This window comes from Clostridium chrysemydis (assembly GCF_015234215.1).
GTDB lineage: Bacteria > Bacillota > Clostridia > Clostridiales > Clostridiaceae > Clostridium > Clostridium chrysemydis.
The window spans coordinates 50,241-68,015 of record NZ_JADEKP010000011.1 but is presented as its reverse complement, the minus strand read 5'-3'; the positions used below and the strand labels follow the sequence as shown (position 1 = coordinate 68,015).

Here is a 17,775-nt window from a genome sequence, read left to right as displayed (position 1 = left end):
AAATTTCAGCTACAACAGAAGAAATTTCAGCATCAGCTGAAGAATTAAATAGTGCCTCAGATAAAGTTTACGGTTCATCTGAAACGCTTAATACTTTAACTTCTGAAATGAAAGATAACTTAGATAAGTTTGAAATATAAAAAAACATCCGCAAAAGTTTTGCGGATGTTTTTTATTTTAATTTATTATTTTGTTCCAAATAATCTATCTCCAGCATCTCCAAGACCTGGTACTATATATCCTTGCTCATTTAATTTTTCATCAATTTGAGCTACGAATATATCTACATCTGGGTGAGCTTCTTTAACTGCTTTAATTCCTTCTGGTGAAGATATTAAAACCATAAGTTTAAGTTGCTTTGCTCCTCTTGCTTTAAGCATAGTAAGAGCATCTGCAGCTGATCCTCCTGTTGCAAGCATTGGATCTACAACTATGATATCTCTTTCATGAATATCTTGTGGCATCTTACAGAAATATTCTACTGGTTGTAATGTTTCTTCATCTCTATAAAGACCTATATGACCTACTTTAGCAGCTGGTATAAGTTTTAATACACCATCTACCATTCCAAGTCCCGCTCTTAATATAGGAACTATTGCAAGCTTTTTACCAGCTAACATTTTGCATTTAGTTTTGCATATTGGTGTTTCTATTTCAACATTTTCAGTTGGTAGTGTTCTAGTTACCTCATATGCCATAAGCATTGAAACTTCTGAAACTAATTCTCTAAAATCTTTAGAACCTGTTTCTTTACTTCTTATAAATGCTAATTTATGTAATATTAGCGGATGATTTATTTCTGTTACTTTACTCATTGTTATACCTCCAAAATATCTTATATATTAATATTAAATAATAATATTATTTGCTGTATTTTTCTTCTATAGCAGTTAATTTATCTATTCTAGTTTGGTGTCTTCCACCTTCAAATTCTGCTTCTAAGAAAGTCTTAACTATATCAAGTGCAAGTCCTACCCCTACAACTCTTTGCCCCATAGCTAATATATTTGCATTGTTATGTTGTCTAGTTGCGTGTGCACTGAATGTATCAGAACAAAGGGCTGCTCTAATTCCTGGTACTTTGTTAGCTGCTAAACTTATTCCTATACCAGTACCACATACAAGTATACCAAAGTCATATTCTTTATTTTTAACGCTTTCTGCCACCTTTAATGCGTAGTCAGGATAATCACAAGACTCAGATGAGAAAGGTCCAAAGTCTTTTATCTCATACCCATTTTCTTTTAAATATTCAATTATTTCATTTTTTAACTCAAATCCACCATGATCTGAACCTAATGCTATTTTCATCTTTATAACCTCCATGTCTTTTATCTTAAATGTAATTTATATCATAAAAAAAGAAAGTAGTAGTATGTAATAAAAATTACATACTTCCTTCTTTCTTTATTCTATCTAAAACACGAGAAACTAATTCCTCTAATTCTTCATAAGTTTTTTGGTAAACAACTACTGAGCTACCGTATGGGTCTGTTACTCCACCCTTTACGCCAGCATACTCAGTAATAGTATAAACTTTGTTTTTAAATTTTGGAAATTTTTCTTTTATAAAATCTCTTGAATAAGAAGACATTGTAAGTACTATATCAGCTTTTTCAAGCTTTTTAATACTAACTTGCTTTGCTTCCCTATCATTTATATCGATATTTAATTTATCTTTTAATAAACTAATAGATTTTTCTGTTGGTAAACTACCTGGTATAATTGTGATCCCTGCCGAATCAGCTATTATATCCACCTTTTTACTTAACTTATTTAAAATTTCTGCCGCTATTGGACTTCTACATACGTTTGCTGTACATACGAAGAGAACATTCATAATAAAAAAACCTCCAAATTTTATGCCTCTATTATATCATAACCTGCTGCTTTATTTAATCTGTTCATTATTGCTATTCCTAAACCTTCTTCAGTAAAGGCTTCTGCTAGAATGATATCGACATTTAAGTCGTTACATTTTCTAAGTGCTTCAAAAAGATTACTAGCTACTTTGTTTAAATCGTTAAAGCTACCTAAAACAATCTTTTCTCCTTCAGAATACATATCTATATTTTCTTCTGATATAAGTATTCCAACTTTCATTCCTGCTTTTATATAATTGTGTACCATTTCTCTGATTTTTTCAATAGTTTTTTTTCTATTTCCTTTAATTATTTTAAGCTTTGCGTTTGGTGCGTAGTGTCTGTACTTCATTCCAGGCGCTTTTGGCTTAAAATCATCTGAATTATTTAATAATCCTTTATCTATTTCTATAGAACTATTAACTTCCCTTAAACTTTCAAGCGTAACACCACCTGGTCTAAGAACTACAGGAGGTGTTACAGTACAATCTACTATAGTAGACTCAACACCTACATTGCTTTTATCTCCACCTATAATATAGTTAACTCTACCTTTTAAATCTTCTATGCACCTTTCTATATCAGTTGGACTTGGTCTTCCACTAATATTTGCAGATGGTGCAGCTATTGGCACTCCTGATTCTTTTATTAACTTTAGTGCTATATTACTATTTGGCATTCTAACCCCTATAGTATTTAAGTTTGCGCTAGTTTCATCTGGTACTATATCCTTTTTTTCTAATATTAGAGTTAGTGGTCCTGGCCAAAATTTATCCATTAGTTTTTTTGCAACTTCTGGAACATTTTTTACATATTCATCAATTTCTTTCGATGCAACATGAATTATTAAAGGATTATCTTGAGGTCTCCCTTTAGCTTCAAATATCTTCTTTACAGAATTACCTTTTAAAGCATTCGCCCCAAGTCCATATACTGTTTCTGTAGGGAAGGCTACTGTTCCGCCATTTTTAATAACTTCTGAAGCTTCTTTTATAAATCTTTCTTCTCCCATTTCTCCTTTTAAAACAGCTATCTTTGTTTCCAAAATTTTTTCCTTCTTTCTTTAAGCTAAAGGACTTCTCCCCTTGCTATTTTTATGTTTTGAATGCAGCTTTCTGTATAGACTGCTTTAACGCAAGAGCTATACATTTCTCTTAAAAATAAATATTTTTTTAAGCCACCTTTTTTAATTATCTGATAAAAATATTCTTCTTCTGGATTCATTCTTTTTAATTTTAAGTATTCTTCTGAAACCTCAGGATATTTTAGTAAAAACCCTTTAACTATAGGTTTTACCTTACTTTTACGGATATTACTTCTGCTTAAAATAACTATTTCCATATCTTCTTCCATTTTACTTGTATGTACTACTGCCACCTTATCGCATATAATAAGCTTTTCCTTTGTAAATATTCCTGATACAAACCTTATTTTATTATTTTTATATGAATATTTTAGCTTCATGAAATCAACTCTTTTAAGAATTGAAAGGATTATAAGTAATTCAATAAGAATTAGAAGTACATCTAAAAATATCGTGTTTATACCTGTAAACCACAAAGAAAATGGAAGAACTATCCCTATTAGCCCCATAAGAATATAAAATCTTTTGTTTGATTTTTCTTCTAACTTTAAAGCTTTATATATATCCATATTCTAACCTCATTATATTTTAAAAGCCTTACAAATTAATGCAAGGCTTTTTCTATTTTTAGTTTTCAGTGTTTCCCATCGCTTTCATTTTTTCAGCTTGGTCGGCTGCAATTAAAGCATTTATAACTTCATCAATATCACCGTTTAAGAATTGCTCTAATTTATAAAGAGTTAATCCTATTCTGTGGTCTGTTATTCTTCCTTGAGGATAGTTGTAAGTTCTGATTCTTTCACTTCTATCTCCAGTACCAACTTGTGATTTTCTATCTTCTGCTATTCCTGCATTTCTTTCTGCTTCAGCTTGCTCGAATAATCTAGCTCTTAAAACTTTCATAGCTTTTTCTTTGTTTTTAAGCTGTGATTTCTCATCTTGACACGAAATTACTATTCCTGTTGGCATGTGAGTAAGTCTAACTGCTGAGTCAGTAGTATTAACGCACTGTCCACCGTTACCTGATGCTCTAAATACATCAAATTTAATGTCTTTTTCATTTATTTCTATTTCAACATCATCTACTTCCGGTAAAACTGCAACTGTAGTAGTTGAAGTATGGATTCTACCGCTTGATTCTGTATCTGGAACCCTTTGAACTCTGTGAACTCCACTTTCGTATTTAAGTTTAGAATATGCACCTTGACCTTTTATCATAAATACAACTTCTTTAAATCCACCGATTCCAGTTTCGTTTGCACTCATAAGTTCAACAGTCCATCTGTTGTTTTCTGCATATCTTGTATACATTCTGAAAAGATTTGCTGCAAATAAAGCCGCTTCATCTCCTCCAGCTCCTCCTCTGATTTCAACGAATACGTTCTTATCATCGTTAGGGTCTTTAGGTAATAGAAGAATTTGAATTTCTTTTTCTAATTCTTCTTCTCTTGCTTTAAGTTCATTGATCTCTTCGTGAAGCATTTCTTTCATTTCTGGGTCTGATTCTTCTGAAAGCATTTCTTTGTTTGCTTCTAAATCCTCTATTGTTTGTTTGTAGTTTCTATACGCCGTTACTATTATTTCAAGTTCTGCGTGCTCTTTACAAAGTTTTCTCCACTCAGCTTGATTTGCCATAATTGACGGGTCGCTGATTTTTACTGAAAGTTCTTCATACTTGTTTTCTGTAAACGCTAATTTATCTAATAACATATTATCACTCCGTACTATGATTTTTCATATTTTTTAATTATATCATATAAGATAGTTACTTTTCAATAATATAGCTTCCTATAACAACTCTGTCATGTCCTGCTAAATCTTTAATAACTCTTACGTTTTTATAATCTGTTTCTTCCATAAGGATTTTAACTTCTTCTCCTTGGTCGTGACCAATTTCAAAAGCTAAAATTCCGCCGTGCTTTATAACACTTGTACTATCTTTAATTATTCTTTTATAGAAAATCAGACCGTCCTCTCCTCCACTTAAAGCAGTTAAAGGCTCGTAATCTTTAACATCTTCCATAAGAGTTTCTATAATAGATTCTCTTATATAAGGAGGGTTTGAAACTATAATATCATACATTTTAGCTCTTTCTATAGAACTTTTTAAAAGGTCACTTTTGTAAAAACTAACCCTATCTTCTAAGTTTAACCTTTTTATATTGTTTTTAGTCACTTCTTCTGGAACTTCAAAATAATCTATTTCTTCTACTGTTATATTTTTTCTGTAGTAAGCTAATGCTAATCCTATAGCACCACTTCCAGAACAAAGGTCTAAAACTTCTAAGTTTTCTTCTTCATCTATATTTTTTAAAACTTCCTCAACTAAAACTTCAGTGTCTCCTCTAGGAATTAAAACTCCTTCTTTTACGTAGAGGTCAAGTCCCATAAATTCGGTTTCACCTAAAATATATTTTATAGGTTTTTTATTTTTTCTTTCCTTTATAAGATTAAAATATATATCCTCTTTAAATTCATTTACCTTTTCGTCTTTATTTACTAAAAGATATAATCTATCTCTTTCTAAAACTTTTCCTAAAATTAAAGTTGCATCCATTCTTGCTGTGTCAATTTTAGCTTCATCTAATATTTTAGTTCCTTCATTTATAAGTTCATTTACAGTACTTTCTATTCCTTCCGCTACTTTTAATGCTTTTATAGCTACTTCTATTTGAGAGTCATCTGGCTCTTTAGTAGTTATCTTTTGTAATTCTAATCCTGGTTTTGCTATAGCTTTTGCCAATTTATTTTCACTCTTTCCTAACCATCTTATTATTTCATATGTTATACCTGATATTACAGGTATTAATATTATTCTAAGTAATAATCTTTCTACAAAACTTCCCCAACCTGTAAAAGCAAATACTATAATACTAACAAACATTATTAAAAATAAAAAGTTTGTTCCACACCTTGGGTGAAGTCTACCATATTTTTTAACATTTTCTACTGTTAGTTCTTTTCCGTCTTCATAACAAAATATAGTTTTGTGTTCAGCTCCATGATATTGAAATAATCTATAAATATCTTCAAGCTTACTTATTCCTACCATATATAATACTAAAATTGTTATCCTAATTAATGCTTCTATTATATTAAGCGAAAAAGGAGAAAAACCTGCCCCCTTAAACAAAGAAGCGATGCCAGTAGGTAGTGCTAAAAATAAAAGCATAGACATTATAAAAGCCACACCCATAGTAAACCAAACAATTACATCATTAGTTTTTTCTTTAAATTTAGATCTTAACCAATCCTCAAAGGCTGATGGTTCAGTATCTTCAAAAAAAGATGCTGAATAGTTTAATGATTTTATTCCTTGTATTAATGAATCGATAAGTACAAAACCACCTCTAATTATAGGTAAGTTTATAAACTTATATCTTTTTGTGATAGGAACTGTTCTTTGCATATCAACTGCAATTTCACCATCTTCTTTTCTAACAGCTGTCGCAAGGCCTTTTTGCCCTCTCATCATTACGCCTTCAATAACAGCTTGGCCACCCACATCGCATTTTTTCAAAAACAACCTCTCCCTTTTATTTAGTATTTTTAAATTTAAAGTAACATTCTCCACATAATGATTCATATTCAATTTCATCATTATTATCTATTGCAACTTGCTCCCCTTCAAAAACAAACTTTCCATTTATTTTTCTTCCATTTAATAGCGCTTTATTTCCACATTTACATATAGTTTTCATCTCTTCTACACTATGTGCAACTAATAATAATCTTTCGCTTCCTTCAAATCCATCCATCTTAAAATCTGTTCTTAATCCATAGCAGATAGTAGGTATATTTTCAGTTACTGCAAGTTCAAACAATTCATCTACATGATGTCTTTTTAAAAATTGAACCTCATCTACTAAAATGCAATCAAGCTTTCCATTTTCCTCTATATTTCTTTTAGCCAAATCTATTATATTATCGTCTTCTCTTACTATTAAATCTACTTCTCTTACTACACCTAGTCTTGAAACAAGTCTAGTTCCTCCTTTTGCATCTATTTCAGGTTTTAAAAGGATAACTCTCATTCCCCTTTCTTCGTAGTTGTGCGCAACTTGCATAAGATGCGTTGACTTTCCTGAATTCATTGCTCCATATCTAAAGTATAATTTACTCAATCTAAAACTCTCCTAACCAATTGTAATTTTCTATAATCATCTTACATAAGATTATAGCATTTTTAGTCTATCTATTAAAAATATTTTTTTAATTTTAGAATTATTGACGATTAAAATACCTTATGTTATACTCTAGTAGTTGTTTATTTCGAAATACACAAATGAAACAACTAAAACAATATAAAGAGGTGAAACAAATGAAACAAGGCATACATCCTGAATACCACCACGACGCAGTGGTTAAGTGTGCATGTGGAAATACTTTTACAACTGGTTCTGTTAAAGAAGAACTTAAAGTAGAAATATGCTCTAAATGCCACCCATTCTTCACTGGAAAACAAAAAATTGTTGACGTTGGTGGAAGAGTTGATAAATTCAACAAAAGATTCAACCTTACAAAATAATAAGAGTTTTACTCTTATGGGAAAGACTACTGTCTTTCCCATTTTTTTGTTTTTAAACTAAATTTTATAAATTATTACTTATTTATTTATTATTTATAAAATTTTTTAATTTTATATTTACCTATTTGATGTTAAACTATTATCATGTGCATTAGATTTTTAATATATGTACAATAAATTTATTAAATATGAAGCGAGTGAATTTGATGAAAAAGGTTTTAATACTAACTACCTCAACAGGGCAAGGACATAATCATGCGGCAAACGCCCTTTGCGAGTTACTTAAAAAAAATGGCTTTGAATATGCAAAACACGACTTCCTTGAAGGTAGCAGTAAATTATTAACTAATGCCATCATAGGAGGCTATGAGTTATCGGCGACGAAATTTTCTCATATTTATGGTTTATCATACGTTCTTACTAACAATAAGTTTATAAACCCTATCTCTACAATACCTTTTCACTTTGTTATAAAGAGAATAGAGGCTATTATAGATAAAGAGAAACCAAACCTTATAATTACTACTCACCCTATAAGTGTTAGTATATTAGATAACTTAAAAAAACACGGCTTAAATATCCCAATAATTTCTGTAGTTACAGACTTTAAGCCTCATTATACTTACATAAGTAAAAGACTAGATGCCTACATTACAGGTAGCGAATATACAAAAGACTGGCTAGTTAAAAAGGGAGTAGAAAAATCAAGGGTTTACCCTCTTGGAATTCCTATAAACTCTTGCTTCTTTTTAAAGGATAAAAATATAGATATTTTAAAAAGAGATAGCTACTTTAATATACTTCTTATGAGTGGAAGCATGGGCCTTAAAAATATTTCATATGTGCTTCAAGAATTGCTTTACAACGAAAATAAATTAAGAATTACTGTAGTTTGTGGTAATAACAAATCATTAAAAGAAAGTTTAGATGAGCTTTCTATTAATTCTTATAAAAATAAAAAACTTCATATAGTTGGATTCTCTACAGATATTGCAACATTTATGGAATACTCTGATGTTTTAATATCAAAACCTGGAGGACTTACAGTTACAGAAGCTATAGCTAAAAACTTACCTTTAATTATTCCATTTGCCATATATGGACAAGAAACAGAAAACACTAAGTTTTTATGTGAAAATGGATATGCTATAAAAGCAAATAGTATAAAAAGTATAAATCCTATAGTAAATGACCTTATAGAAAATGAAGATAAACTAAATGGTATGAGAGACAGATTAGCTTCTTTAGCTAACACTTATTCTGGAGATAAAATTATAGAACTTTCAAATAAGTTAATTAAAGAATATGAAAATAAATAATTATATAAAAAAAGGTTGTATTAATATTAATACAACCTTTTTCTTATAAAGTTTTATCAAAGAACTTTATAAACTCATCATTGCTTTTAGTGTTACCTAGAAGCTTTATAACATTTTCAGTTACATTGTCTGAATTTCCTTCAGAATACATTAACCTTCTCATTTTAAATGCTACTTCTTTTTCTTCTTTATTTAATAATAAATCTTCTTTTCTAGTTCCTGATTTATAGATATCTATAGCTGGGAAAATTCTTCTTTCTTGAAGTTTTCTATCTAAATGAACTTCCATATTACCAGTCCCTTTAAATTCTTCAAATATCATATCATCCATTCTTGAACCTGTTTCTATTAAAGCTGTTGCAAGGATTGTTAAACTTCCACCCTCTTCAATATTTCTAGCAGCTCCAAAGAATTTTTTTGGCATAATTAAAGCCCCTGGATCTAATCCCCCTGAAAGAGTTCTACCAGTTGGATTTATTGTTAAGTTATACGCTCTTGAAAGTCTAGTTAAACTATCTAAAAGAATTACAACATCTTGACCTTGCTCTACCATTCTTTTACCTCTCTCAAGTACCATTTGAGATACCTTTGAGTGATTTTGAGGTTCTTCATCAAATGTTGAATAAATAACTTCTCCTTTTATAGATCTAGTCATATCTGTAACTTCTTCTGGTCTTTCATCTATAAGTAAAACTATTACTTTCATCTCTGGATGATTTTTTGAAATATTTTGAGCTATCTTTTTAAGTAATGTAGTTTTACCAGCCTTTGGAGGTGCAACTATCATTCCTCTTTGCCCTTTACCTATAGGACAAACTAAATCCATAAGTCTAGTAGATAAATCATCTTCGCCCTTATCTTCTAATCTTATTCTTTCAGTTGGATAGATTGGAGTAAGTTTTTCAAATCTTCCTCTTCTAACAGCTTTTTCAGGATGCTCATCATTTACTGACTCTACGAAAATTAAAGCTCTAAATTTTTCTGTCTCTTTAGCATCTCTAACTTTTCCTTTTACTTTATCACCAGTTCTTAAATTAAATCTTCTAATTTGTGATGGTGATACGTAGATATCATCACTACTACTTAAACAGTTTTTACCTCTTAAAAATCCAAAGTTATTGTTTTCTTGAATATCTAAAATTCCTGAAACTGTAAAAGTATTATCATCTCTTTGAGCACCATTATTGTTTCTATCTATGTTATTTTCTCCCTTGTTATTATCCCTATTATTAGTCTCTCTATTATTAGTTTCTCTACTATGAACTTTCGGTGAAATTTTTTCCGTAAGAACAACGCCATCTTTTTTAATTGTATTTGCAGTTTTATCTTCATTTTCTTTTAATTTTTCTATTATAACTTCAATTAGTTCATTCTTTTTATATTTAGAAATATTCTTTATTTCTAATCCCTTAGCTTCTTCTTTTAATTTTGCTAAGGTCATTTTTTCATATATATCTTTTGTCAAAATGACACCTCCAAAAATCTTTTATTAAATTATACCTTTAATTTTTTGGGATTTATTATAAGACGCGTTAATAGATTACTAAACTTTCTTTTATTATCCTCTAAGGAAGAAACCTTTTCAAGTAGTTATTTGTAAATTTGTTAATATGAAATGATTAACAATTAATGTACATTTAGGAATATATTTGAGATAAAAATATTAGATTGACACTAGAATACTTTTTAAGTATAATAAATATTACCCCACAAATGAGCTTGCGGGGTATTGTATTGTGTTGTGTTTTTTTGTATGAATAATATCATAGATTATATGCTATCATAAAATACTGTTAATTACTAGTATTATATATCATATATCTATGATATTTTTTATGTCTTTTTCTAGATCATAATATCTTTTTCTAAAGTTTCTATTTATAAGCAATTTTTCTTCTGCTTTTCTAATGTTATTATATAAACTCCTTCTAGTCTTTACACGTAGAATTCTTTTTAACCCCTCTTCGTCTACACAATCATATTTTTTAAGGCAAAGTATAACTAAGTATTTAAATTCTTTTTCTTTTAAAATATCTTCAAGTTCATCATTAGATATATTATTTTTCTCACAAATAGTTTTAATTATAGTTAAATACTTTTCGTGATTCCCCATAATATACCACCTCCTAATTATAATTTTGCCTTAATTTTCATTTTTTACTCACTTAAAGCAAAAAAAAATTAAGATTGCTTTATAAAAATAAAACAACCTTAATTTATATCCTTATACAGCTCTTTTAATCTGCATAATTAATTCTGTATTTAAAGGCGCTTGCCCTTGAACTATCATATCATAATTGATTTTAACTAATCCGCCTTCTTCATTTAAATCAATTTCAAGTTTTCTAGTCTCTAGTGATATCTCAAGCATTCCATATGGAGTACTATATAAAGATACCTCTGGCTTTTCTTTTTGAAATCTCATGTTTGTAGTAGTTGACCCTTCTCTTTCTAAAATCACATAATCTTTTCCGATTTTTATAGTAGTGTCAGTTCCATCCATACCTGAAATTTCTGTTTCTTTGTATTTTGCAACAAATTCTTCTTCTATCTTCTCAAAAGTTCCAGGACTTATAACTTCTATAAGTTCGTCACCTTCCATAGTTGCATTGCTTGTTACGTTAATTATTGCTTTGTTTTCCATACCTTTTTTCCACCTTACTTAGATTGAATTAAATATTTATTTATTTCCTCTTCAGATGCTGGTTTTTCTTTAGCAGTTCCGTCAAAAACTTTTCCGAATTTACCATAAGATATTTCTACTTCATCTAAGTCTTTTCCTTTACTGTATCTTCCTACGATTTTTAAAGCTAATTTTATATCGTCTTCGTTTAACTCACCAGTTGCAATAGCCATAGCTCCATTATGACTTACTGGATAAAATACTGTATCATTTTCATCTAAAAGAGTTTTTATAATATCTCCTTCATCTTTAGTTCTAGATACTATAATCTTAGAACCATTTGGAGTTATAAAATGTCTTCCATATCTTAAAAGCTCTATCTCTTTTGGTGTAGCATCACCTTGTCTATCTACGACTTCTCTAAGTCTATGTGCAAAGTTTGGCTCTGTTAACCTACAACCACCAGCTGGTGAAGGGTAATCTACTATATTCCATTTTTCAGCAAGTTCAATTTGTGGTTTTCTGCTTCTTCCTGAAATATTTAATAACTTTTCTCTATCTACTAATCCATCTTTCTCCATTTGAGTTTCTTCAAGATTCTTAGCACATAAAGGTCTTAATATTATATCTGAAAATCCAGATTCACTTTTTACTTTATTAAGAGCTTGCTTGTTTTGAGACATAGGTCTTTGGTTTAAAACCTCACCTGTTATTATAAAATCTGCATCAAATCTTTTTAATAACTCTCCTGAATATCTCATCATCATAGCGTGACAGTCTATACAAGGGTTCATGTTTTTCCCCCATCCGTGTTTAGGGCTTTTAACCATTTCAAAATGTTCTTTTGAAAAATCTACAACCTCTAAAGGTATATCTATCTGCTTTGTCATTCTCTTTGCATTTTCTTCATTGAAAAAATAAGATCTGAAGCATATTCCTATTACTTCTATTCCTTGATCTTTTATTAATTTAGCTGCTAGTATGCTATCTAGACCTCCTGATACCATTGCTAATGCTCTAGTCATTAGACAACACCCCCATATGTTAATTTAGTGTACAAGGTATAGTTTATGATTCTTCAAAGCATTTATCAAGTATTTTTTATTTCGAAAAAATATTTTCAAAAATTTCCACTACTTTAAATTTCATTTTAATATCTTCTTTCCCTTCTTCTAAAACAACTTTTTTACCATCATTTTTTAATGCTTCTTCCATTCTTTTTTCTGTTTCTTCGTATGCAACTTCACCTTTAGTCACGTCTACAAAGCAAAGTGGAGGGAACATAACACACCACCAATTTTGTCCTTTTGCTTTTTCAATTAATATTCTATATGCTTCATACTCTCCTTGAGGCAAGATAATATTTCCATAAACTTTCTCCGGAAAGTTTTCTTTTTTTAGTTCAGTTTTTACTGTATAACTATAACCGTTATCTTTAATTACTTTATTTGCAATATTAATAACTTTAGAATTATTTTTATTTAAAATTTCTCTAGACTCATCTATACTTTTAGAATTTTTTAAAAGTGGTTCTAAATATTTTATAACTTCATCTCTCACCTTTAATTTTAATTCTTGATCTTCTTTACTATCACTATTTGCTAAAACGTGAAATCTTATTATTTCATCTTTAACATTGTTATAATCGTATTCAATGTAGTTATCCGCTTTAACCTCAGTGCTTGTACAACTTATTAATAAACTTCCTAATAATAAACTTAAAATTATAAATAAACTTTTTTTAATCTTCATAATAAATACCCCCTGATATTTTAATTGTTACCAAATATCCGGGGGTTATACATCTAAAATAAATATTTTTTTAAATAGTTCTAGTTATATATGTATCTTTATATCTTTGCTTCATATAATCATAGCATTCTTTTGCTTTAAGCATATCATCAAAAAAAGCAAATACAGTAGGTCCGCTACCGCTCATCATTGAACCTATTGAACCTAGATCAAGCATTTTTTGTTTTATAGATATTATCTCTTTATGCTTGTTTAAAGTTACATTTTCAAGTAGGTTTTTCATATTTTTAGCTACAAATCTTAAATCATTTCTTTCCATACCTTTAATTAAAGCATCCACGTCTGGATGGAATACTACTTTAGATAAATCAAAAGCACCATAAACACCTTTAGTTGAAACACCAAATGGAGGTTTTACTAAAACTAATATTTTATCTTTAAAAGGCTTTAGCTTTGTAATTTCTTCTCCTATACCCTCGCAAAGAGCAGTCCCACTATTTATGCAATAAGGTACATCTGCACCAAGCCTAACCCCGATTCTTCTTAATTCATCATCACTTGCATTAACTTTAAATAGCCTATTCATAAGTTTTAAAACTGCAGCACCATCTGTACTACCTCCAGCAAGTCCTGCTGATACAGGTATATTTTTCTTTATATCTATAGAAACTCCTGACTTTATGTTGTAAGTATCCATAAATAATTTTGCAGCTTTATAAGCTAAGTTTCTTTCATCAGTTGGAACGTAATGTTTATTACAACTTAGTTCTATTCCTTTATCTATCTTTTCAACATGTATTTCATCATATAAATCTATACCTTGCATAATCATCCTTAACAGATGATATCCATCTTCTCTTTTTCCTACTACATCTAGAGCTATATTAACTTTAGCATAAGCTTTAATCTTCATAGCTACCCCTTCCCGAATTCATTCTTTCTTTGTTTTATATATATTATAACCTATTAATTTATTTTTTCACTATTATTTATTAAAATTTAAAAGGGCTGCTTTAGCAACCCTTTTATTCGTTCCACTTTTCTATATTGTTTTTATTTAAAGTATTTAAAGACTCTACTTTAATTTTTTTAATTAAAGCTTCTAACCTTTCAAACTCTTCAAAGAAGCAAATAATAGTATCACCTTCTTCGCTTATACCATAAGCATATTCCATAGCTTCTAATTCATCTAATATTATTTTAGTTTTATTTAATTTATCTAAAGCTATTCCTGATTTTATTATCTTTGCAACTTCGCCCTTTTCTCTTCCTCTTCTATCTAAATCTTCTTTTATTATTATATTATCTAAAAATTCACTGCAAAGGTTAGCTACTCTAATTAAACTCTCATCACTTCTATCTCCAGGAACACCAACTACACCTATTATTTTTTTGTATTTAGTGTTTTTTAAAGAATCGAAGATAGCTCTGTATCCTTCAATATTGTGTCCGTAATCTAAAATTATGCTTCTTCCATTTACTTCGTATATATTAAATCTTCCTTTATTGTGCTTAGAGTCTAAGTAGAAACTTTGAAATCCTTTAGCTATCATACAGTAATCTACACCCATTCCAACTAAAGCTGCACAAGCTCCTAATGAATTCTCAATATTAAAAGATAACTTTCCATCTAACGTTATAGGAATATCTTTAATATTCAAAACTTTATATTTTTTGAAGTTGTTCCAAACACAAATACTATCACCGTCTATAGATACTGCTATTTCACCTTTTGAAATATTTTCTTTAATCAAAGTATTATCTTTATCTTTTGAAAAGTATATTTTTTTACTTTTAATTCTATCTATTATTTTAGTGCTCCATAAATCATCTGCATTAATCACAGAGTACCCCTCTTCTTTAACAGCTTCTAAAACAAGTGACTTTACAAAACTTAATTCCTCTAAAGTATCAATCCCGCCAATTCCTAAATGATCTTCTGTTATATTTGTTAAAACTCCTACATCTGCTATGTCATAAGCTAAACCCTTTTTAAGTATCCCACCTCTCGCTGTTTCTAATACAGCTACATCAACTTCTCCATTTAAAAGAATACTCATTGCACTTTCAAAACCAGTATCGTCACCTACATCTATACATTCATCATTTATAAAAATTCCCTCTGTAGATGTCATCCCAACGTTTAATCCCATCATTTTGTAGGTATGTGCTATAAGTCTGGTTGTTGTTGTTTTTCCGTTAGTTCCAGTAACTGAAATAATAGGGATGTTTTTAGGGTCCCCGTCATATAGATAATTAATTATGCTATCACCAACGTCTCTACTTTCTCCGATACTTGGGTGGTGGTGCATTCTGATTCCAGGTGCTGCATTAACTTCTATTATTGCGCTTTCGTTATCTAGCGGCTTACTTATATCTTTAGTTGTTATATCTATACCGCAAATATCAAGCCCTATAATTTTTGCTGCTCTTTTGCAAATCTCTTTATTTTCATCACAAATTTCTTCAGTGCAATCAACTGCAACTCCCCCCGTTGAGATATTAGCATTTCTTCTTAAAATTACAGACTCGCTTGTTTTTATAACGCTCTCTAAAGAAAGTCCTACATTCTTTAACTCTTTTAATAATTCTTTATCTATTTTAATTTTGGTTAAAGGTTTTTCGTGATCTTCACCACGCCTTTTATCTTTGTTTACTTCTTCTATAAGTTCTTTTACAGAACTTATTCCATTACCTATTATATAAGGCGGTATTCTCTTTGATGCAGCTACGACTTCTCCGTTTACTACACATACCCTATAATCATTTCCTATAAGATACCTTTCTAAAATTATATCTTTATAGTCTTTTTTTATTCTGTTGTAACTTTGAAGTAATTCTCTTTTATTTTTTATATTAAGGATTATCCCATTGCCTTGGTTACCAAATTGAGGTTTTAAAACTAAAGGATAACCTATATATTCCGCTTCTTTTAGTAACTCTTCTTTATTAAATACTTTTATACCATTTGCAACAGGTATGTTTTGACTTAAAAGAAGTGTTTTTGTTAGAGCTTTATCACAGGCAATATCTGCACTTAGACAACTAGTTTTAGAACTTATAGTAGCTTCTATAAGCCTTTTTTGTCTTCCATAGCCTATTTGATAATAACCGGAGTTACCTATTTCAAAAACAGGAAGCCCATAGCTTTCTGCAGCTTTTTTTATAGCGCTCGTACTAGGACCTATAATTTCTTTATCTAGTATTTTCTTTATAGAATCTATCTCATAATTAAAATCTAACTCTTCTTTTCTTATAAGAGAATTTATTAATTTCACACTTAATTCAGCTATTTTTAAAGCTGTTCTTTCGTAGATGTATTGAAATACTAGATAATAATGTTCTCCTTCTACCTCTCTAGCTTTTCCGTAAGAAACCTCAATCCCTAGCTTATTTTGTAATGCTATTATAGTATGTTCGCATATGTGAGTTAGGTAAGTTCCTTCTTTTAGCCTTATTACAAACCCACCTTCTACATCTATACCACATCTGTGACTATAAAGTTCAGGCACATATTTTAATAATTTTTCGTTAAAGCTTTCAATATCTTTACTAGGAATTTCTGCATACCCTTCTAAATCCACATCAATTCTTATGCATTTTTTGTGAGAATATATATTTCTTCCTTTAAATATTTTTTTGCTAGTTATCTTCATTTTTAATTACTTCCTCCTCAAAAGGTATCCTTTTTTCAAGGTCAAAAACGTCCCCTTTGTTTAATAAATGTAATTTAATATTAAATATACTGAAAGTTCTACTTTTCTCTTCTTCCCAAACGTTCGAGTAAGTAATATCCTTTCCGTCTATTATGTAAACAGCGCCCTCACCTATTGCTTTGATTTTTTTTTCTCTACTAACTATAATAGCTGTATTTTCGTCAATCCCTATCCCTAAAGTGCTAGGATTTTCACTTATAGCCGATATAAGCCTTCCTATCCTACCTCTTTGAGAAAAATGCTGATCTATTATTACCCCTGTTAAAAGTCCAAGTCCAGCTGACATACTAACAGTCTTCTTACTTGGCGCTTCTTCATCATCTCCACTTAAAATCATCGTGCTACTCATAACAGAGGCTCCAGCTGAAGTTCCTACTATAACTTTATCTTTAGAATTATTAAGTTCTTCCTCTATAGGACTTCCTCCTATCAAAGAAGTTACTCTAAGTTGGTCTCCTCCTGTGAAGAATATAAGCTTTGCGTTTTTAACTTTTTTTATATTTTCTTCTTTATAAGCTTCTTCTCTAAATTCCATATTTAAAAACCTTAAGTTTTTTACACCTATTTCTTCAAAAACTTTTTTATAATCGCTAGACACTAACCCCTGAACTTCTGAAGCTACAGTAACCACTAAAAGTTCATCTTTTTCTTTATCTATTAAATTACAAACATCTTTTAAAATGACCTTTCTACCTTTCTTATCCTCGGCTCCTCCTATAATTACTAGTTTATGCTTCTGTAATCCTTCCAAAATAGCCACCTCAATTCATGCGTTATTTATTATTTCCAAATTTGCTTAATATATTCAAAAATTTGTCTAATCAAAAGGATTTCTATTATTCTCTATAGATATTTTCTTCAATTTAATTTTTTATATTCAATTTATACTAA

18 protein-coding genes are annotated in these 17,775 nt (G+C 29.7%); 2 read left to right on the top strand and 16 right to left on the bottom strand.

Annotated features, from left to right (window positions below; all coding sequences use genetic code 11):
* Positions 1-185 precede the first annotated feature (185 nt).
* From upp to INR60_RS16015, 8 genes are all read right to left on the bottom strand, one after another.
* On the bottom strand, positions 186-815 hold the full coding sequence (upp, locus tag INR60_RS16050) for a uracil phosphoribosyltransferase (RefSeq protein ID WP_194192509.1): 630 nt from the start codon (positions 813-815) through the stop codon (positions 186-188).
* A gap of 46 nt (positions 816-861) precedes the next feature.
* Complete coding sequence (gene rpiB, locus INR60_RS16045; protein WP_194192508.1) at positions 862-1,311, bottom strand: ribose 5-phosphate isomerase B; 450 nt, start codon at positions 1,309-1,311, stop codon at positions 862-864.
* Between the two features lie 76 nt (positions 1,312-1,387).
* Positions 1,388-1,840: a low molecular weight protein arginine phosphatase gene (locus tag INR60_RS16040; RefSeq protein ID WP_194192507.1), complete on the bottom strand. Its 453-nt coding sequence runs from the start codon at positions 1,838-1,840 to the stop codon at positions 1,388-1,390.
* Positions 1,841-1,860: 20 nt separating this feature from the next.
* On the bottom strand, positions 1,861-2,907 hold the full coding sequence (locus INR60_RS16035; protein WP_194192506.1) for an L-threonylcarbamoyladenylate synthase: 1,047 nt from the start codon (positions 2,905-2,907) through the stop codon (positions 1,861-1,863).
* A gap of 23 nt (positions 2,908-2,930) precedes the next feature.
* The gene (locus INR60_RS16030; protein ID WP_194192505.1) at positions 2,931-3,515 is read right to left on the bottom strand and encodes a hypothetical protein; all 585 of its coding nucleotides are present in this window, start codon (positions 3,513-3,515) and stop codon (positions 2,931-2,933) included.
* Between the two features lie 58 nt (positions 3,516-3,573).
* Positions 3,574-4,656, bottom strand: a complete 1,083-nt coding sequence (gene prfA / locus INR60_RS16025) for a peptide chain release factor 1 (RefSeq protein WP_194192504.1) — start codon at positions 4,654-4,656, stop codon at positions 3,574-3,576.
* A 55-nt stretch (positions 4,657-4,711) separates the two neighbouring features.
* On the bottom strand, positions 4,712-6,466 hold the full coding sequence (gene prmC, locus INR60_RS16020; RefSeq protein WP_194192503.1) for a peptide chain release factor N(5)-glutamine methyltransferase: 1,755 nt from the start codon (positions 6,464-6,466) through the stop codon (positions 4,712-4,714).
* A gap of 16 nt (positions 6,467-6,482) precedes the next feature.
* Complete coding sequence (locus INR60_RS16015) at positions 6,483-7,070, bottom strand: thymidine kinase (protein ID WP_194192502.1); 588 nt, start codon at positions 7,068-7,070, stop codon at positions 6,483-6,485.
* Between the two features lie 197 nt (positions 7,071-7,267).
* On the opposite strand from INR60_RS16015, the gene rpmE reads away from it, so the two are divergent.
* Complete coding sequence (gene rpmE, locus INR60_RS16010; RefSeq protein ID WP_194192501.1) at positions 7,268-7,474, top strand: 50S ribosomal protein L31; 207 nt, start codon at positions 7,268-7,270, stop codon at positions 7,472-7,474.
* Positions 7,475-7,680: 206 nt separating this feature from the next.
* The gene (locus tag INR60_RS16005; RefSeq protein WP_194192500.1) at positions 7,681-8,793 is read left to right on the top strand and encodes an MGDG synthase family glycosyltransferase; all 1,113 of its coding nucleotides are present in this window, start codon (positions 7,681-7,683) and stop codon (positions 8,791-8,793) included.
* Between the two features lie 43 nt (positions 8,794-8,836).
* Here the strand turns inward: INR60_RS16005 and rho are convergent, their stop codons facing one another.
* The 8 genes from rho to INR60_RS15965 all read right to left on the bottom strand — a co-directional run bounded on the left by rho (position 8,837) and on the right by INR60_RS15965 (position 17,635).
* Positions 8,837-10,258: a transcription termination factor Rho gene (rho, locus tag INR60_RS16000; protein ID WP_194192499.1), complete on the bottom strand. Its 1,422-nt coding sequence runs from the start codon at positions 10,256-10,258 to the stop codon at positions 8,837-8,839.
* 348 nt (positions 10,259-10,606) lie between these two features.
* On the bottom strand, positions 10,607-10,906 hold the full coding sequence (locus tag INR60_RS15995) for a hypothetical protein (RefSeq protein ID WP_194192498.1): 300 nt from the start codon (positions 10,904-10,906) through the stop codon (positions 10,607-10,609).
* A gap of 111 nt (positions 10,907-11,017) precedes the next feature.
* Positions 11,018-11,437, bottom strand: a complete 420-nt coding sequence (locus INR60_RS15990; RefSeq protein ID WP_194192497.1) for a YwiB family protein — start codon at positions 11,435-11,437, stop codon at positions 11,018-11,020.
* A 14-nt stretch (positions 11,438-11,451) separates the two neighbouring features.
* Entirely contained in the window at positions 11,452-12,441 is a 990-nt protein-coding gene (locus INR60_RS15985) for a tRNA 4-thiouridine(8) synthase ThiI (protein ID WP_194192496.1), read from the bottom strand.
* Between the two features lie 76 nt (positions 12,442-12,517).
* Complete coding sequence (spoIIR, locus tag INR60_RS15980; protein WP_194192495.1) at positions 12,518-13,168, bottom strand: stage II sporulation protein R; 651 nt, start codon at positions 13,166-13,168, stop codon at positions 12,518-12,520.
* 70 nt (positions 13,169-13,238) lie between these two features.
* Entirely contained in the window at positions 13,239-14,081 is an 843-nt protein-coding gene (gene ispE / locus INR60_RS15975; RefSeq protein ID WP_194192494.1) for a 4-(cytidine 5'-diphospho)-2-C-methyl-D-erythritol kinase, read from the bottom strand.
* Between the two features lie 112 nt (positions 14,082-14,193).
* Positions 14,194-16,824, bottom strand: coding sequence for a cyanophycin synthetase (gene cphA, locus INR60_RS15970; protein ID WP_194192493.1), 2,631 nt, complete (start codon positions 16,822-16,824; stop codon positions 14,194-14,196).
* Positions 16,811-17,635: a cyanophycinase gene (locus INR60_RS15965; RefSeq protein ID WP_194192492.1), complete on the bottom strand. Its 825-nt coding sequence runs from the start codon at positions 17,633-17,635 to the stop codon at positions 16,811-16,813. The genes cphA and INR60_RS15965 overlap by 14 nt, the downstream gene beginning before the upstream one ends.
* Positions 17,636-17,775 lie beyond the last annotated feature (140 nt).

Coding starts and splice junctions, on each gene's coding strand:
- INR60_RS15990 (WP_194192497.1), bottom strand. CDS start 11,437: ATGGAAAACAAAGCAATAATTAACGTAACAAGCAATGCAACTATGGAA.
- INR60_RS15985 (WP_194192496.1), bottom strand. CDS start 12,441: ATGACTAGAGCATTAGCAATGGTATCAGGAGGTCTAGATAGCATACTA.
- INR60_RS16005 (WP_194192500.1), top strand. CDS start 7,681: ATGAAAAAGGTTTTAATACTAACTACCTCAACAGGGCAAGGACATAAT.
- INR60_RS15995 (WP_194192498.1), bottom strand. CDS start 10,906: ATGGGGAATCACGAAAAGTATTTAACTATAATTAAAACTATTTGTGAG.
- upp (WP_194192509.1), bottom strand. CDS start 815: ATGAGTAAAGTAACAGAAATAAATCATCCGCTAATATTACATAAATTA.
- INR60_RS16030 (WP_194192505.1), bottom strand. CDS start 3,515: ATGGATATATATAAAGCTTTAAAGTTAGAAGAAAAATCAAACAAAAGA.
- rpmE (WP_194192501.1), top strand. CDS start 7,268: ATGAAACAAGGCATACATCCTGAATACCACCACGACGCAGTGGTTAAG.
- ispE (WP_194192494.1), bottom strand. CDS start 14,081: ATGAAGATTAAAGCTTATGCTAAAGTTAATATAGCTCTAGATGTAGTA.
- spoIIR (WP_194192495.1), bottom strand. CDS start 13,168: ATGAAGATTAAAAAAAGTTTATTTATAATTTTAAGTTTATTATTAGGA.
- cphA (WP_194192493.1), bottom strand. CDS start 16,824: ATGAAGATAACTAGCAAAAAAATATTTAAAGGAAGAAATATATATTCT.
- rpiB (WP_194192508.1), bottom strand. CDS start 1,311: ATGAAAATAGCATTAGGTTCAGATCATGGTGGATTTGAGTTAAAAAAT.
- INR60_RS16040 (WP_194192507.1), bottom strand. CDS start 1,840: ATGAATGTTCTCTTCGTATGTACAGCAAACGTATGTAGAAGTCCAATA.
- prfA (WP_194192504.1), bottom strand. CDS start 4,656: ATGTTATTAGATAAATTAGCGTTTACAGAAAACAAGTATGAAGAACTT.